The sequence below is a fragment of the Candidatus Gorgyraea atricola genome (assembly GCA_030765235.1).
In the GTDB taxonomy this organism is placed as follows: Bacteria; Omnitrophota; Gorgyraeia; order Gorgyraeales; family Gorgyraeaceae; genus Gorgyraea; species Gorgyraea atricola.
The window spans coordinates 1-16,080 of sequence record JAVCCW010000030.1 but is presented as its reverse complement, the minus strand read 5'-3'; the positions used below and the strand labels follow the sequence as shown (position 1 = coordinate 16,080).

Below are 16,080 nucleotides of genomic sequence, written 5' to 3'. Positions count from 1 at the left end.
TATGTTATTGGCGATAGATATTGGAAATACGTATATTCATAACGGCATATTTGAGGGCAAGGTCTTGAAAGAGAGCTTCAGGGTGTCTACTAATAGCAGGAATTTGAGATCAATATACAAAAAGAGATTCGACGCTGTTATTGCTGTAAGTGTAGTGCCAAAGGCGCTCAAGGATGTTGAGAAGGCATTGGGTAAGAAGGCTATGGTTGTGGGCAGGGATATTGATAGCGGAGTAAAAAATATGTATAAGAACCCGAGACAAGTGGGTCAGGATAGATTAGTTAATGCTCGGGCAGCTTACGAGCTGTATGGCGGGAGCTGTATTATAGTAGATTTTGGCACAGCTATTACCATAGATGTTGTAAACGATAGGAAGGAATATCTCGGAGGCGTGATTATGCCTGGTGTTGAGATCTCACTTGAAGCGCTCTCAAACAAGGCCGTGCTTTTACCTAAGGTGAAGCTGGGAAAGCCAAGAGGTGTTTTAGGAAAAGATACTCGCCAGAGCATGATAAATGGCGCCGTGTATGGTTTTAGCAGCATGTGCGATGGTATTATCGCGAGATATGGACGAAAAAAAGTTATAGCAACAGGGGGAATGTCGCGTCTTATCGCGCCTTATTGTAAAAGCGTTGATAAAATCGACCCGGAATTGACATTAAAAGGCTTGAGATTGATAGGGGAGGAAGCTGATGCATAAGATCTTATCGAATGAGAAAATAGCGCCAGCGCTTTTTAAGATGGAACTCGAGGCGAGCGTAGTAGCTAAAAAGGCTGCGGCAGGCCAGTTCGTCATGGTAAGGATCGATGAAAAAGGCGAGCGCATACCGCTTACTATAGCTGATCGTAGCGAAAACACTGTCACTATCGTGTATCAGGTGGTTGGTGTGACAACACACAGGCTCACAGAGAAAAAACAAGGCGAGTCTTTGCTGGATGTTGTTGGACCATTGGGCCACAAGACAGATAACAAGAAGATAGGAACCGTGTGTTGTATTGGCGGAGGTGTTGGCATTGCAGAGCTTTATCCTGTGGCAAAGGCGTACAAGGCCGCGGGTAATGAGGTGATCGTTATCGTGGGCGCGAGAAATAAAGAGCTTGTTATATTTAAAGATAAACTTAGCAAGGCGTGCGATAAGATCTTTATTACTACTGATGACGGCTCTGATGGAGAAAAGGGTTTTGTCTCAGATGTCTTGAAGAGACTTATTGCTTCCGACAAAAAAATAGATCTAGTGTATGCTGTTGGGCCAGCGATCATGATGAAGGTGGTTGCGGATCTGACACGACCGCATAAAATAAAGACACTTGCCTCTTTAAACACAGTTCTTGTGGATGGGACTGGCATGTGCGGTTCATGCAGGATCGAAGTGGGCGGCGAGACAAAGTTTGCATGTGTTGACGGCCCTGAGTTTGACGCGCACCAGGTGAATTTTAAAGAGCTGATGGCGCGGCAAGGGCTTTTTAAGGAGCAGGAGAAACACGCGTGCAAGATAAGGGGGATATTACAGTGAAGAAGCAGAACGCCAAAGATAGGACCAAGAATTTCAATGAAGTGGCGTTTGGATTATCTCAGGAGGAGGCTGTCAATGAAGCCAGCCGATGCCTTTTTTGTAAAAAACCCAGGTGCTCGACGAAGTGCCCTGTTGAAATAGACATACCGCGTTTTATTGAAGCTATAAAAAATAAGAAATTCGACGATGCCATTAAGATCATCAAAGAGAAAAATAATCTTCCTGGCGTGTGCGGCAGGGTTTGCCCGCAGGAAGATCAATGCGAGGGCGTGTGTGTACTGGCTGCGAAAAAGACACCTATAAATATAGGCGGGCTTGAGAGGTTTGCTGCAGACTGGGAGCTTAAAGAAGGGACCCCATACGAAAATCAAAGATTTCGTACGGGGCAGGCAAGTGACAAGGGACAAGGGACAAGGACGAGTGGGGCTAAAGTAGCAGTCATTGGTTCTGGGCCGGCTGGGCTTACTTGCGCAGGGGATCTGGCAAGGCTTGGGTATCGCGTTACTGTATTTGAGGCATTGCATACTGCAGGAGGAGTATTGGTCTATGGTATTCCTGAGTTTCGCTTGCCCAAGGATATTGTAAAAAAGGAAGTAGAATATTTGAAGTCTTTAGGTGTTGAGATCAAGATGAATTTTATAGTAGGGAAGGTTTCGACGTTAAAGGAACTGTACGAAGAGGGGTACAAGGCTGTTTTTATTGGTACAGGCGCGGGACTGCCGAGTTTCATGAAAATACCAGGCGAGAATCTTAACAGGGTTTACTCGTCGAATGAGCTTTTAACAAGGGCGAATCTAATGAAGGCGTATCTTTTTCCAGAATACGACACACCTATAAATATAGGAAGACGTGTGGCAGTCATTGGCGGCGGCAACACTGCAATGGACTCGGCCCGCGTTTCTCTCAGGCTTGGCGCGGAAAAAGTCTATATAGTTTACAGGCGCTCAGAAAAAGAGATGCCTGCGCGAAGAGAAGAGGTAGAGAACGCGAAGGAAGAGGGGATCGAGCTGCACATATTAACGCTTCCTAAAAAAATACTCGGGGATGAAAAGGATTTTGTGAAAGGCATGGAGTGTGTGAAGATGAAGCTGGGCGAGCCTGACGCATCTGGCAGGAGAAGGCCGATCCCAATCGAGGGATCAGAGTTTACTATGGATGTCGATACAGTTATAGTGGCAGTCGGCCAGAGCCCAAATCCAGTATTTTTAAAAGCAACACCTGAACTAAAAGTCGATAAGTGGAATAAGGTAGTTGTGGATCCAGAGACACAAGCAACGAATCTAAAAGGCGTGTACGCTGGCGGCGACGCCACATACGGTGATGACACAGTAATCGCAGCAATGGGCGCAGGCAAACGCGCCGCCCGCGCGATACATGACTATCTAAGGCGCAATGACAAATGCCCAATTACCAAATCCCAATAAATTCCCAATTATCCAATTTCCAATTGGTCATTGGGCATTGGAAATTTATTTGACATTGGTCATTGGTCATTGGTCATTTGGTAAGGAGATGCATGCATAAGAGGCGAGTACTGGTTGCAATGAGTGGGGGTGTGGATAGTTCTGTAGCTGCTGCTATATTAAAGGAGCAGGGTTACGAGGTCATAGGCGCGACCATGAAGATATGGCCAGAGGAGTATTGCGGAAAACACAGGGATAAGTCGTGCTGCTCGCTTAAGGACATAGAAGATGCAAAAAGGGTCTGTGATGTTTTAGGTATAAGGCATTATGTATTAAATTTTGAAAAGGTGTTTAAAAAAGAGGTCATTGATTATTTCATCAGTGAATACCTCAAGGGCCGGACCCCTAATCCATGTATCGTGTGCAATGAAAAGATAAAATTTGGAAGTCTGCTTAAAAAGTCTGGAGAATTGGAATGCGATTTTATTTCCACGGGCCACTATGCAAGAATTGAAAGCAATGGAGCGCTAAGATTAAAAGAATCTGCGGATAAAGCCAAGGATCAGTCTTACGTTTTATTTTCTCTTCCCAGCATTGATAAGATCTTGCTGCCTTTAGGGGGCTTTGACAAGTTTAGCGTGAGGAATAAGGCGAAAGAGCTAGGATTAAAAGTTCACGAAAAGGCAGATAGCCAGGAGATATGTTTTGTGCTGGACAATGATTACGCTAAATTTATAAAAAAAGAGCCTGAGAAGGGTGACATAATCGATTCTAATAACAAGATACTGGGCTCTCACAATGGATTTTGGAATTTCACAATAGGGCAACGCAGAGGTCTGGGCATAGCTCACAAAAACCCTCTTTATGTTATAAAGATAAAGCCGGAAGAGAATGAGATAGTGGTGGGCGATTTCTCCGAGATAAAGAAAAAGAGATTTATGGTCAAGGGCGTTAATTGGCTTTCGCCTAAGGTCGAAGAGGCAGAGGTCAAGATAAGATATTCTCATAAAAAAGCAAGGGCATCTTTGAAAGAGACGAAGGACGGGGATCTAGAAGTGGAGTTTAATCAGGAGCAGGAGGCGATTACACCGGGCCAGGCAGCAGTATTTTACGACGGTGAGTATGTGCTTGGCGGCGGCTGGATCGACAAAGTGTTTGGATAAGCTTAAGAGGCTAGAAAATGTTTTAGGGAAGATGGGTAGCGTGGTGGTGGCGTTTTCTGGCGGCGTGGATTCTAGTTTTTTGCTGAAGATGACGAGAGATCTATTGCCAAAAGAAGATGTGCTGGCCGTTACTGCTGTTTCAGATACATATACGAAGAGAGAATTGGCTCAGGCGAAAAAATTTGCGAAGTCATTAGGGATCAGGCACAAGATAATTTATACAAATGAGATGAGAGACAAAAGATTTATCAAGAACCCAAAGGATAGATGTTATTACTGCAAAAAGGAATTATTTATAAAACTGAAACGCATGGCAAAAGGTATCGTTATTGACGCGTCAAATATCGACGATAAAAGCGATTATCGCCCGGGAACTAAGGCAAAAGAAGAGCTGGGGGTGCGGAGCCCTTTGCAGGAGGCAGGAATAACAAAACAGGAGATACGCAGATTTTCTAAAAGGCAGGGACTAAAAACATGGGATCTGCCTCCAATGCCGTGCCTTGCATCAAGGATACCTTATGGTAAGCGGATCAGTAAAGTAACACTGCAAAGAATAGAAAAGGCTGAGAATTTTATCAGGGATCTGGGCGTAGATCTGGTAAGGGTCAGGTATCACAATGACACAGCAAGGCTCGAGGTTGAGAAAAAAGATGTAAAAAAATTTTTTAATCAGAGATTTTGTGATAAAATAGTAAGGCATTTGAAGGGGCTAGGCTTTAAGTATGTTGCCCTGGATCTTGAGGGATATAGGACAGGAAGTTTGAATGAGGTATTGTGAAGCAAAGGAGGTCCCTCGACGCGTCAAATAATGCTTCGCATTATTTGACTTGCTCGGGATCAATTTTTGCTTCGCAAAAATTGGCGGCGTAGCTCAGCTGGTCAGAGCAGTCGGCTCATACCCGGCGCGTCAGTGGTTCGAATCCACTCGCCGCTACCATCCTACGCTCAAATTGGGCGAATCTTCGAAGCATGCTTTGGATGGCAAGCCACCACCTTTAGTCTCCGAAGCATGCTACAGAGATTAGCAACGCATGAGCGTAGGAGACCACCATGTTTATTGAGAAAATCAGGGCTACAATTAAAAAGTATCAGATGCTGCAGAAAGGCGACAGGATTTTAGTGGGGCTTTCTGGCGGGGCTGATTCTGTTGCCCTGCTCCATGCGTTTTCGGCATTAAAAAAAGAATTCTCGCTATATATACATATTGCGCATTTAGATCATATGTTTAGGGGTGAGGAGTCTGTGGGTGATAGGAAGTTTTGTGAAGGCCTTGCAAAAAAATTAAAGCTGGAAATAACTTATAAAGAAATAAACGTCCCGCAGGTCGCCAAGGAAAAAGGTATTTCTCCTGAAGAGGCTGGCCGGCAAGAGAGGTATGATTTTTTCAAAGAGATCGCTAAGGCCAAGGATATAACAAAAATAGCAGTCGCCCACAATAAAGATGACCAGGCAGAGACAGTTCTTATGAGGATGATTCGCGGAGCTGGCATGTTAGGCCTGGGAGGCATGAACCCAGTAAAAGAGATGCGAGGTATTAAAATAATCAGGCCTCTTATCGAGATCTCGCGCCAAGAGATAGAAGCTTTTATAAAAGATGAGGACTTGCAATTCAGGCAAGACTCTTCCAATGAAAAACTCATTTTTACCAGGAACAAGATCAGGCGTGAATTGATGCCTTACTTAGAAAAGAATTTTAATGCGAACATAAAAGAGGTCCTGGCTAATATGGCTGAGAACCTGCGCGTTGAAAATGAATTTTTAGAAAAGTTCGCGAATAGAAAATTAAAAAGCTCTTCGAAAATTAACAACGGCCACATTCTAATAGATCTTAAGAGATTCAAGTCTCAGCCGGAGGCAGTAAGAAAGAGGATATTGAGAGCCGCGCTACTTCAGATCAAAGGGAACTTGAGGAGACTTACCTATCAACATTGGAAGGAACTGGAGCAGTTGATTTATGTAAGGCCAGTGAATTCAAAGGTCGATCTACCTTCAGGCGTGGATGTGGTAAAGCACAAAAAAAGCATATCTTTGTGTTTGAGGGGTTGATTTTTTAACACATAGGTGCTAAAATATACTATCTATGCAAAAGACGAACCCTGTAAAAAAGCCTGTTAAGAAGGCTGACAATGATAAGAACAAGATGAGCAAGAATATATTTCTGTGGGTAGGACTTTTTCTGCTTCTTACGTACATCCTTAGGCTAGGCTCTTTTTCTGCGCAGGGCGTGCCACAGGAATTAAGCTACGGCGAATTCTACAGACTTCTCGAGACCAACATGGATACAGGCGCCATAGCATCTGCTGTTAAGACTGACTCTAGGATCAAGGGCGTTTTTTCAAGTGGCACGAGTTTTGCTGTGCATATCCCTGACAGCGACCAGGATCTCTTGCGGCTATTGAAAAAGAATGTTGAGGATTTTGATGTGAGGCCTTCAAGGACATTACTGGCAAATCTTTTTTATTCTCTTGGCCCGATGATCTTGTTTATAGGATTTTTGTGGTTCTTTGTGTATAGAAGCGCTTCGCATGGTGGAGGAAAGATCCTTTCATTCGGAAAGAGCCGCGCCAGGCAGATAGCTGGCGGACAGACAAAGATCACCTTCAAGGATGTCGCTGGTGTGGATGAGGCAAAGGAAGAACTAAAAGAGATCATTGAATTTTTAAAAGACCCGAAAAAATTTCAGAAGCTTGGCGGAAAAATTCCCAAGGGCGTGTTGGTGATGGGCCCGCCTGGCACAGGCAAGACGCTCCTGGCAAAGGCAGTTAGCGGCGAGGCAGGCGTGCCGTTTTTCAGCATCAGCGGTTCTGATTTTGTAGAGATGTTTGTCGGTGTTGGCGCTTCAAGGGTTCGGGATCTCTTTGAGCAGGCAAAGCGCGCTGCAAAGACAGGCGGTAAAGGCGCCATCATTTTTATGGATGAGATAGACGCGGTTGGCAGGCAGAGGTTCGCGGGTATTGGCGGCGGGCACGACGAGCGAGAGCAGACGTTGAATGCGCTCCTGGTGGAGATGGACGGCTTTAATACACAGGAAGGCGTTATATTGATCGCAGCGACTAACCGGCCTGATGTGCTTGATCCCGCGCTTTTGCGGCCAGGCAGGTTTGATAGGATGGTTGTTATTACACGTCCTGATATTATTGGCAGAGAAGAGATCCTAAAGGTCCATATTAGGAGTATAAAGATAGATAAGACCGTTGATCTGAAGGACATTGCGCGGCAGACGCCTGGTTTTTCAGGCGCAGACCTGGCAAATCTGGTAAATGAGGCAGCGCTTTTAGCTGCGCGGAAAAATAAAAATAGTGTCGAAATAAAAGATATGCAGGAGTCCATAGAAAGGGTGATCGCAGGCCCTGAAAAAAAGACGCGTGTGATAAATGTAGAGGAAAAAAAGATCGTCGCGTATCATGAGGCAGGCCACGCGCTTCTGGCGCTTCTTATACCTGGCGCAGATCCGCTGCATAAGGTTTCGATTATACCGCGGGGTCTTGCGCTTGGCTATACCATGAGACTCCCCATAGAAGACAGGCACATCGTTACTAAAAAAGAGCTTCTTGGGAAGATCGTCGGGATACTTGGAGGCAGGGCCAGCGAGGAAATCGTGTTTAAAGAGCTTTCAACTGGCGCGCAGGACGATCTCGAAAAGACCACTGCTATCGCGAGAGACATGGTCATGCGCTGGGGCATGAGCGAGAAGCTAGGCAGTCTTACCTTTGGCAGGCGCGAACATCAGGTATTCCTGGGCCGCGACATAACCGAAGAAAAGAATTACAGCGAACAGACCGCGGTGGAGATAGATGGAGAGGTGCGCAGGATCATTGATGAATCTTACACAAGGGCAAAGAAAGAACTTTCGAGCAATAAAGATAAGTTAAAACTTTTAGCTGAGAAATTATTGGAAAAAGAGGTAATGGATTTAGAGGAGGTAAAAAATCTTGTCCTTCCAGCTTGAGTTGGGTTCACGCACGCATATAATGGGAATATTGAATCTTACGCCAGATTCATTTAGCGGCGACGGGATACATGGAGATGTTGGCCGCGCAGTCGAGCAGGCAGAAAAGATGATAGGCGAAGGCGCGGATATCATCGATGTGGGTGGAGAATCAACGCGGCCAGGCGCCGCAGCAGTCAGCATTGAAGAAGAGATAAAAAGGGTCATACCTGTCGTCGAGAAATTATCCAGGGTTGTCAGGGTCCCGATTTCAATTGATACAAGAAAGTCTGAGGTAGCTCATCAGGCACTGGATAAAGGCGCTTCAATGATCAATGATATAACAGGACTCGAATTAGATACTAGCATGGCAGATCTTGCAGCTCAATACAACGCAAAGGTCATTATTATGCACATAAAAGGCGAGCCGCAAACCATGCAGGAGGAACCAGTCTATAGTGACCTGATGACTGAGATCACAGAAAAGCTGGCAGACCTTATCAGGAACGCGGAAGATAAAGGCGTTAAGAAGGAGAACATAATAATAGATCCGGGTATAGGTTTTGGAAAAACATTCGAGCATAATTTAGAGATTCTGCAAAGCCTTTCGCGTTTTAAGTCGCTGGGTAGACCGATCCTTGTAGGTCCGTCGAGAAAATCTTTTATAGGCAATATACTTGGTGTTGAGCCGAGGCAGAGGATCTTCGGGACCGCAGCAGCCGCAGCCATAGCTATAAAAAATGGAGCGGACATTGTACGAGTACATGATGTCAGAGAAATGAAACAGGTTGCCATGGTCGTAGACTCGATCGTGCGCTCAAAAGAGGTAGTAAATGTATGATTACTTAAGTTCAATAAAGATGCTTGTTGAGATAGGGATCTTGTGGTTTGCCTTTTACGTGATCCTCATTTTTGCGCGAGGTACGCGAGGTGTCCAGGTTTTAAAAGGCATAATTTTTATAATGCTCTTTTTTATTGTGACACAGAAACTCGGCCTTGACACAATAAACTGGATATTCACAAAGATGTTCGCGATATCTGTTATTACTGTTTTAATCATATTTCAGCCTGAGCTGAGGCGCGGACTAGCCAGTCTTGGCCAGCATAAATGGTCTGGTATTTTTTTCAGGGAGTCAGAGGTTATAAAAGAGATCATGAAGGCAACGCTTTCGCTTTCAGGCAGAAAAATAGGCGCGCTTATAGCGATAGAAAGAGATTCGAATCTCAGTAATTATATTGAGAGTGGCATAGAGATAGATGGCAGGGTCTCTACAGAGCTTTTGATAACAGTATTTATGCCGAATACGCCGCTTCATGACGGCGGGGTAGTGATTTCCGGGAACAGGGTCGTGGGCGCAGGGTGTCTATTTCCACTTACGCAAAATCCGCGGGTGTCGAGGACGCTTGGGACAAGGCACAGGGCAGGACTGGGCCTGAGCGAAGAGACCGACGCTGTGGTGATTATAATTTCTGAAGAGACAGGCGAAGTCTCAGTCGCAACAGGCGCCAGGCTCACGCATAATCTTGACAAGGACGCGTTAGAGAGGGTGTTAAATAATCTTTTTAGGCCTGACAGAAAAAAGAAGGTCTCATTTTTTAACTTTAATCGGGGCAAGACATGAAGAACTGGATCGTTAATAATCTTTGGATAAAATTAGCCGCCTTAATACTGGCTGTTATAACATGGTTTTATGTGAATAGTGAATTAAGTAAGATCAAGCGCGCCTCAGGAGATTTTTATAAATCTTCATATACAGGACACACCGGAGACCAATCAATTCCAGAGAAGAGGAAGTAAGATGCCTGAGCTCGGTGTGAACGTGGATCATGTCGCTACAGTGAGGCAGACAAGAGGCGGCACAGAACCTGACCCTGTGCAGGCAGCCCTTTTATGCGAAAAGGCCGGGTGTGACAGTATCGTAGCGCATCTTAGAGAAGATCGACGACATATAAATGATGCGGATGTCAGGGCGCTGAGAAAAACGATACGTACAAGATTTAATCTCGAGATGTCGATAAATCCAGGGATAGTGGAGATCGCAAAGAGGATTCGGCCAGATCAGGCAACACTAGTCCCAGAAAAAAGGCAGGAGCTTACAACTGAGGGCGGCCTGTCGGTTACAAAAAATAAAAAAAAGATAGGTCGCGTAATAGAGTCGCTTTCGAAAAAAGGCATTGCCGTAAGCCTTTTTATCGACCCTGATGAGCGAGAAATCGGCGCGGCAAAAGAAATCGGCGCAACTATTATAGAGATACACACGGGTTTATATAGCTTAGTCAAAACAAAAAAGGCCATAGACAGAGAATTTAAAAAAATAAAAGAGGCAACAAGTTTCGCGCTTTCTTTAGGCATGGTGGTGAATGCAGGCCATGGCCTTGATTATACCAATACAGCAAGGATTGCCAGAATAAAGGGCATGAATGAACTGAACATAGGCCATTCAATGATTTCCCGGGCAATGTTTACCGGACTTTACAATGCAGTGCGCGACATGAAGGCGCTTATATGATAGTTGGGACAGGAGTTGACATAATCGAAGTAGAGCGGGTGAAAAAGGCGCTCGATGCATGGGGCGAGAAGTTTCTGAACAGGGTGTTTACTCAGAGAGAGATGGATTATGTAAATACCAAGAAATTCCCCTCTGAGAATCTCGCTGCAAGATTCGCGTGCAAGGAATCTGTTTTAAAGGCATTTGGTGATACAAGGATAGGTATACAGTTAAAGAACATCGAAATCCTCAACAATAAAAAAGGAAAACCTGAAATAGTCCTGCACGGAGAGGCAAAGGAGTTTGCAGAAAAGAATAGCCTCGACAATATCATAGTAAGTATGTCTCACACAGCCAATTATGCTGTGAGCAATGCAATACTCTGGCGGAATGATTAATGACTAAAGTTCTCCCTCTGTAGGCCAGGTTTGAACCTGGCCTACAGAGGGAGAACTGTGGATATGAAGAAGAGAAAAAAGGATAGCCATAAAGGTGACTATGGCCATGTGTTTATCCTTGCTGGCTCGCGAGGGCTTACAGGCGCGGCAGCATTGTGCGCGAACGCGGTTTTGCGCTCAGGCGCAGGACTTGCAACGCTTGGCATACCAGCGTCCCTGAGCCTTGTAATGGCCAGGAAGCTGACAGAGGTCATGACATGCGCGTTGCCCGAGACAAGGTACGGCACACTGTCCTTAAAGGCAAAAAAAGAGATATTGCATCAAGCTAACGATGCAGACATAGTAATTTTAGGCCCTGGTCTTTCTCAAAATAAAGATACACAGCGATTGATAAGGGAGATCGTCGCAAGCATCAAGAAACCCTTGGTTCTCGACGCTGATGCATTGAATGCAATTTGCAGCGATGTATCTATTTTGAAGAAAATAAAAAAAGCTTACATAGTTACGCCGCATCCAGGCGAGATGTCGAGGCTCATTGGCAAAAGTACGCGCTATATACAAAAAAACAGATTAACTATTGCAAAAAAATTCTCAAATCAACATAATGCTGTAGTAGTTTTAAAAGGCTCTGAAACAATTGTTGCAGAAAAGAATAAAGCTTACGTGAACAAGACCGGCAACCCTGGCATGGCAACTGCTGGAAGCGGCGATGTGCTTACAGGTGTTATCGGAGGATTTTTAGCGCAGGGCCTTGAACCTTTTGATGCTGCAAGACTGGCAGTCCATGTACATGGCCTTGCCGGCGACCTCGCAGCAAAAGAAAAAGGTGAAGCTGGGCTAATAGCAGGCGACATACTGGAGAAAGTTCCGGAGGCAATAGAGTCGGGGACAAGGGACCCCATACGAAAATCAAAGATTTCGTACGGGGCAGGCAAGAGACAAGGGACAAGGAAGGCTGTTTAATCGCACCCTTGTCACATGTTCCTTGTCCCTTGTCCCTGACGCGATGTTTTAACAGGACAAAAGGGCAGATACCCGAGTGGCCAAAGGGGTCAGACTGTAAATCTGATGGCTCGCGCCTACGAAGGTTCGAATCCTTCTCTGCCCACCATCCTACGCTCAAATGGGGCTATTCTTCGAAGCATGCTACGGATGGTAAATCATATGTGATGGCGGGCTTGCCCGCCGAAGTATGCTGCGAAGTATCGCTATATTTGAACGTAGGCGGGTGTAGCTCAATGGCAGAGCACTAGCCTTCCAAGCTAGCTATGACGGTTCGATCCCGTTCACCCGCTCCAAATTTTGCAAAGCAAAATTTGTCCCGAGCAAGCGAGCCCGCACGCTTAACTCTAGCGAGCGCGTCGAGGGGCCTCTTTAAGTTGTTGACCAAGCCTCAATAATCTGTTATAATTAAACAGAATAGATACGCAGGCCGTGAAATAAACGGCCATTTTATGTCTGGATTCCGATTATGATTAAAAAAGCATATTATATAGCATTTATATTTACGCTAATATTTTCAAGCCCTTCTTATGCGCTTCGCGCGCCGCTTAAGTTTGGCGAGGAGTCTAAAACAGAGGCTTCTATTAAGCTATCTATGCGTGATCTTGCTGATAATCCTGATTCTGCTACCCGCCTGGTTATGAAAGAAGAAGAGGCTATTCCTGGCACGAGGAGTGTTGTGTGTCCTGAAAATGAGCAGATTTTAATTTTTGAAAAAAAGAAAAACGATGCTTTGGTATATCAGGGAGATCTTATTTCAAAACTAAGGTGCAAAAATAATGTAGCGATGCAAACATTAGAAGAGAGCACCGTTAGCAAAATATTGTCTAAATTTAAACCTACAATTATAATGATTCCTGACAAAATAGACACTGAAATCCGAGAGATTATCGAGAAGTGGACCGTAGAACAAGGACAACAAATACTCGGAATGGAGTATGAGACCAAAAAGAGCATAGAAGGAGATGAGATGCTTATTTTTTATACTGAAAATGAATGGCCACGCAAAGAAAAATCCATTCATGCGCATGGAAGTCAAAATAAGCGCATTGACTTTGCCAGGGCAACAAAAGTTTCTAATATGGCTAACGGCGTTGAGAAAAAACAATACGGAGAAGTATTTACTGTGCGTATGATGGAGAATGGCGAGTGGAAAGCATACAATAAACAAAAAGAATTACTTTTCTCCAAAGGCACGTGTTTATTGGCAGGCATTCCCCACATGGATGATCTGGCCCTAGCCTTGTTTATTTTGGCGCAAAAGTTTAAAGGGAATGTCATAAATTTTAATATGACAACAGGTCACAGGGCTTATATAGATGGGATTGATGACAAGAACTTTAAAGAAGCAGGCGATTTTACCAAAGAGCAGATAGGAGACTTAAAAGACGCTAGCGTAGAAGAACTTTATTTGCCGAAAGAATGGAAAGAAGGCTTGGATGCTATATTAATTAATCTTGAGAAAGGGGCTGCTTTGTCAGAGGATGATGATATTTTGGTTAAGAGAATCCTTTCTATTAAAATCAGGGAAAGGGAGACAATCAAGAGTGATGCTATAATAGGGATTAAGAAAGAAAATACTATATTTAATCGTTTTCCTTTCTATGATTACATAGGTGGTGGAGGGGAGAGGCTTATAGGAAAAGATGTCTTAAATGATGAAATAGAAAAGACCAAGGCTGCTATAGAGAATGCCTGCAGAGATAACAGTGGCAAATTAGTTATAGCAATTCCTTCGCTCAAAGATAAACACCCTGATCACGTAGCCACATATTATATTTTTGAAGAGGCACTTAAGTTTTTTACAGCAAAGCATAATGTTAGCATACCTGTTGTTTTATTCGCTGGCCCATGGGTTGGCAGTGCAAATCTTTATAATTTTATTTCATCAGGCAGGGTCAAATCTAAATTAGCGCAGGTGCCCGATATTTTAAAAAAAGAAATATCATGCAGGCAGGAGGCCTATGGCATAACAGGTGGGGAACTGGTGGGCATTAGGTTTGGAGCAAGGCCTCTTGAAGCGCTAAAGCGCAAATTTGCCGAGCGGGTCAATGTTTTCTGGTGGGATGGAAAAGGAATTGGCGACAAGGTACAGCAGGATAGGTCCAAAACAGATCTTTAGTATTAAATTGATATTGACTTTAAAAGGGATTTGGTATATCTTTTATAGAATGAAGAGATGTCCTTCGACGCGCCAAATAATACTTTGCATTATTTGACTTGCTCAGGATAAATTTTTCTTCGAAAAATTCGCTGGTGTAGCTCAAAGGCAGAGCAATGGTTTTGTAAACCATAGGTTGGAGGTTCAATTCCTCTCACCAGCTCCATGGTTCGACGCGCCCTTGACATCTTTGATGTCAAGGGCTTGCTCACCATACCCCGAGCAAGTGAGCGAAGCGAACGCGTCAAAGGGCAGAGTTACAGATAAGCTATGAAGAATAATATCACCAAAAAAGTCGATGTGTTTGCGCTTTTTCTTCCTGAGATAAAGGATCGGATTCAGAACAGGAATTTTGCGCAGTTAAAGGAAATAATAAAGACTATTCCTTCAATGGATCTTGCAGAAGGTATCAAGCTTCTTGAGGGAAATGAGAAGGTCCTTGTCTTTAAACTCCTTGGTCCAAAGATGGCGATCGAGGTTTTTGAAAACCTGCCATTCGAAGACCAGTCATTCCTTTTGAATAATCTCAAGAACGAAGAGATTTCGCAGATCCTCAATGAGATGGCATCAGATGAACGAGCAGATCTTTTTAAGGATCTGCGGCCTGCTGTTGAAAAAAAATTAAAGAACCTCATGAAAAAGGAAGAGGTGGATGATCTTAACCGACTCCTTAAATATCCTGAGGATACTGCGGGCGGCCTGATGACAACAGAACTTATTGAGCTGCGGCCGTCAATGACTGCAAGGAAGGCGCTTCTGTCGCTACAGGAAAATTACAGGCCAGGCCAGATCAAGGATATAAATTCAGTATATATTACGGATGATAATCACAGGCTTTTGGGCGACGTGACACTTCAGATACTTATCATAGCAGCACCTGATATGCTTATAAAGGATGTGATGACGCCTGTTGATTGGATAAAGGTCAATACAGATACACCGAATACAGAGGTCGCGAAAAATTTTGAAAAATATGATCTGCTAAACATGCCTGTAGTGGATCCAGAAAATCGACTTGTCGGCATAATCACGGTCGATGACGTTGTGGATCTGATGCACAAAGAAACGACCAAAGAGATCTATGAAATAGGAAAGATGACACCCGAGCAGGGCGAAGAGATACGCTATGCCCATGTGAATAGCTTAGGGCTTGTCAAACGCAGGGCAGGCTGGCTCATGTTTCTTTTGGTCTTTGACTTTTTAACAGGCACAGTCCTTAAGACATTTGAACATTCACTGAGTAGAGTTGTTGCGCTTACATTCTTCATACCAATGCTTCTGGATACAGGCGGCAACGCTGGGAACCAGACATCCATCACCATTATCCGCGGATTAGGCACGGGCGATGTCACACTTAAGAATACATGGAAAGTGGTCAAGGTCGAGTTGATCGCGGCGTTATTCATGGGCGCCATAGTCGGCACAGTCGCGTTTGGCCGGGCGATTTTACTGCAGCAGTCTCCGTTATTGGCAGTAGTGGTCGGCGTGACAATGACTTCAATAGTTCTTTTAGCTATCTGTACTGGAATATTTCTCCCGCTCGTATCCAAAAGATTCGGGCTTGATCCAGCTGTCCTGGCAGGTCCGATTACCACCAGTATTGTCGATGTCATAGGCCTGATTATTTACTTCAAGATAGCCCATGCATTGCTCCCCGCATTACAGACGGGACTTCCTTAAATTATTTTATTTTTCTCTTGACAGGAAACTTTAATATGATATAATTACGTTTCTATTTCTATATATAATCTGTTATCATAAATAATTATTATATATACAAATGTAAGTTCTGCTGCTGTAGCTCAGTCGGCAGAGCACTTCCTTGGTAAGGAAGAGGTCATGGGTTCAATTCCCATCAGCAGCTCCGTTTAGGCGGAGCAAATTCGGAGGGTAACATGGCAAAGGAAAAATTCCAACGCACTAAACCACACGTAAATATCGGTACTATAGGTCACGTTGATCACGGTAAGACTACACTTACCTCGTCTATAACAATGTGCCTGGCAGCAAAGGGCCTTGCAG

General features: G+C 44.3%; 16 protein-coding genes and 5 tRNA genes. All 21 read left to right on the top strand.

Translation table 11 applies throughout. The annotated features are described in order from the left end of the window. The first annotated feature begins 1 nt into the window (after window position 1). Window positions 2-700, top strand: coding sequence for a type III pantothenate kinase (locus P9L93_07670; protein ID MDP8230955.1), 699 nt, complete (start codon window positions 2-4; stop codon window positions 698-700). Beyond that, a complete protein-coding gene (locus tag P9L93_07665) occupies window positions 693-1,514 on the top strand; it encodes a sulfide/dihydroorotate dehydrogenase-like FAD/NAD-binding protein (protein ID MDP8230954.1) in 822 nt (273 codons plus the stop codon). The genes P9L93_07670 and P9L93_07665 overlap by 8 nt, the downstream gene beginning before the upstream one ends. Further along, window positions 1,505-2,938 carry an NADPH-dependent glutamate synthase gene (gene gltA, locus P9L93_07660; GenBank protein ID MDP8230953.1) on the top strand — a complete coding sequence of 478 codons (1,434 nt, stop codon included), beginning with the start codon at window positions 1,505-1,507 and terminating at the stop codon, window positions 2,936-2,938. Before P9L93_07665 ends, gltA begins: the two co-directional genes overlap by 10 nt. A gap of 92 nt (window positions 2,939-3,030) precedes the next feature. Continuing rightward, window positions 3,031-4,080: a tRNA 2-thiouridine(34) synthase MnmA gene (mnmA, locus tag P9L93_07655; GenBank protein MDP8230952.1), complete on the top strand. Its 1,050-nt coding sequence runs from the start codon at window positions 3,031-3,033 to the stop codon at window positions 4,078-4,080. Further along, the gene (larE, locus tag P9L93_07650) at window positions 4,073-4,858 is read left to right on the top strand and encodes an ATP-dependent sacrificial sulfur transferase LarE (GenBank protein ID MDP8230951.1); all 786 of its coding nucleotides are present in this window, start codon (window positions 4,073-4,075) and stop codon (window positions 4,856-4,858) included. Before mnmA ends, larE begins: the two co-directional genes overlap by 8 nt. A gap of 82 nt (window positions 4,859-4,940) precedes the next feature. Beyond that, window positions 4,941-5,017, top strand: a tRNA-Met gene (locus P9L93_07645). A gap of 113 nt (window positions 5,018-5,130) precedes the next feature. Continuing rightward, window positions 5,131-6,126, top strand: a complete 996-nt coding sequence (gene tilS, locus P9L93_07640) for a tRNA lysidine(34) synthetase TilS (protein MDP8230950.1) — start codon at window positions 5,131-5,133, stop codon at window positions 6,124-6,126. 34 nt (window positions 6,127-6,160) lie between these two features. Continuing rightward, window positions 6,161-8,029, top strand: coding sequence for an ATP-dependent zinc metalloprotease FtsH (ftsH, locus tag P9L93_07635; protein MDP8230949.1), 1,869 nt, complete (start codon window positions 6,161-6,163; stop codon window positions 8,027-8,029). Continuing rightward, window positions 8,013-8,849: a dihydropteroate synthase gene (gene folP, locus P9L93_07630; GenBank protein MDP8230948.1), complete on the top strand. Its 837-nt coding sequence runs from the start codon at window positions 8,013-8,015 to the stop codon at window positions 8,847-8,849. The genes ftsH and folP overlap by 17 nt, the downstream gene beginning before the upstream one ends. Next, window positions 8,842-9,630 carry a diadenylate cyclase CdaA gene (cdaA, locus tag P9L93_07625; GenBank protein MDP8230947.1) on the top strand — a complete coding sequence of 263 codons (789 nt, stop codon included), beginning with the start codon at window positions 8,842-8,844 and terminating at the stop codon, window positions 9,628-9,630. The genes folP and cdaA overlap by 8 nt, the downstream gene beginning before the upstream one ends. Continuing rightward, the gene (locus P9L93_07620; GenBank protein ID MDP8230946.1) at window positions 9,627-9,806 is read left to right on the top strand and encodes a hypothetical protein; all 180 of its coding nucleotides are present in this window, start codon (window positions 9,627-9,629) and stop codon (window positions 9,804-9,806) included. The genes cdaA and P9L93_07620 overlap by 4 nt, the downstream gene beginning before the upstream one ends. Before the next feature lies 1 nt (window position 9,807). Next, entirely contained in the window at window positions 9,808-10,518 is a 711-nt protein-coding gene (locus P9L93_07615) for a pyridoxine 5'-phosphate synthase (GenBank protein MDP8230945.1), read from the top strand. Beyond that, a complete protein-coding gene (acpS, locus tag P9L93_07610; GenBank protein MDP8230944.1) occupies window positions 10,515-10,895 on the top strand; it encodes a holo-ACP synthase in 381 nt (126 codons plus the stop codon). Before P9L93_07615 ends, acpS begins: the two co-directional genes overlap by 4 nt. 63 nt (window positions 10,896-10,958) lie before the next feature. Then, a complete protein-coding gene (locus P9L93_07605; protein MDP8230943.1) occupies window positions 10,959-11,858 on the top strand; it encodes an NAD(P)H-hydrate dehydratase in 900 nt (299 codons plus the stop codon). A gap of 62 nt (window positions 11,859-11,920) precedes the next feature. Further along, a tRNA-Tyr gene (locus tag P9L93_07600) sits at window positions 11,921-12,006 on the top strand. 113 nt (window positions 12,007-12,119) lie between these two features. Continuing rightward, window positions 12,120-12,193 (top strand) — tRNA-Gly (locus tag P9L93_07595). 173 nt (window positions 12,194-12,366) lie between these two features. Beyond that, window positions 12,367-14,019, top strand: coding sequence for a hypothetical protein (locus P9L93_07590; GenBank protein ID MDP8230942.1), 1,653 nt, complete (start codon window positions 12,367-12,369; stop codon window positions 14,017-14,019). 130 nt (window positions 14,020-14,149) lie between these two features. After that, a tRNA-Thr gene (locus tag P9L93_07585) sits at window positions 14,150-14,224 on the top strand. 104 nt (window positions 14,225-14,328) lie between these two features. Next, window positions 14,329-15,738, top strand: coding sequence for a magnesium transporter (gene mgtE / locus P9L93_07580; protein ID MDP8230941.1), 1,410 nt, complete (start codon window positions 14,329-14,331; stop codon window positions 15,736-15,738). Between the two features lie 111 nt (window positions 15,739-15,849). Beyond that, a tRNA-Thr gene (locus P9L93_07575) sits at window positions 15,850-15,922 on the top strand. Between the two features lie 31 nt (window positions 15,923-15,953). Continuing rightward, window positions 15,954-16,080: GTP-binding protein (locus P9L93_07570; protein ID MDP8230940.1), on the top strand; the 127-nt coding region annotated here is incomplete at its 3' end.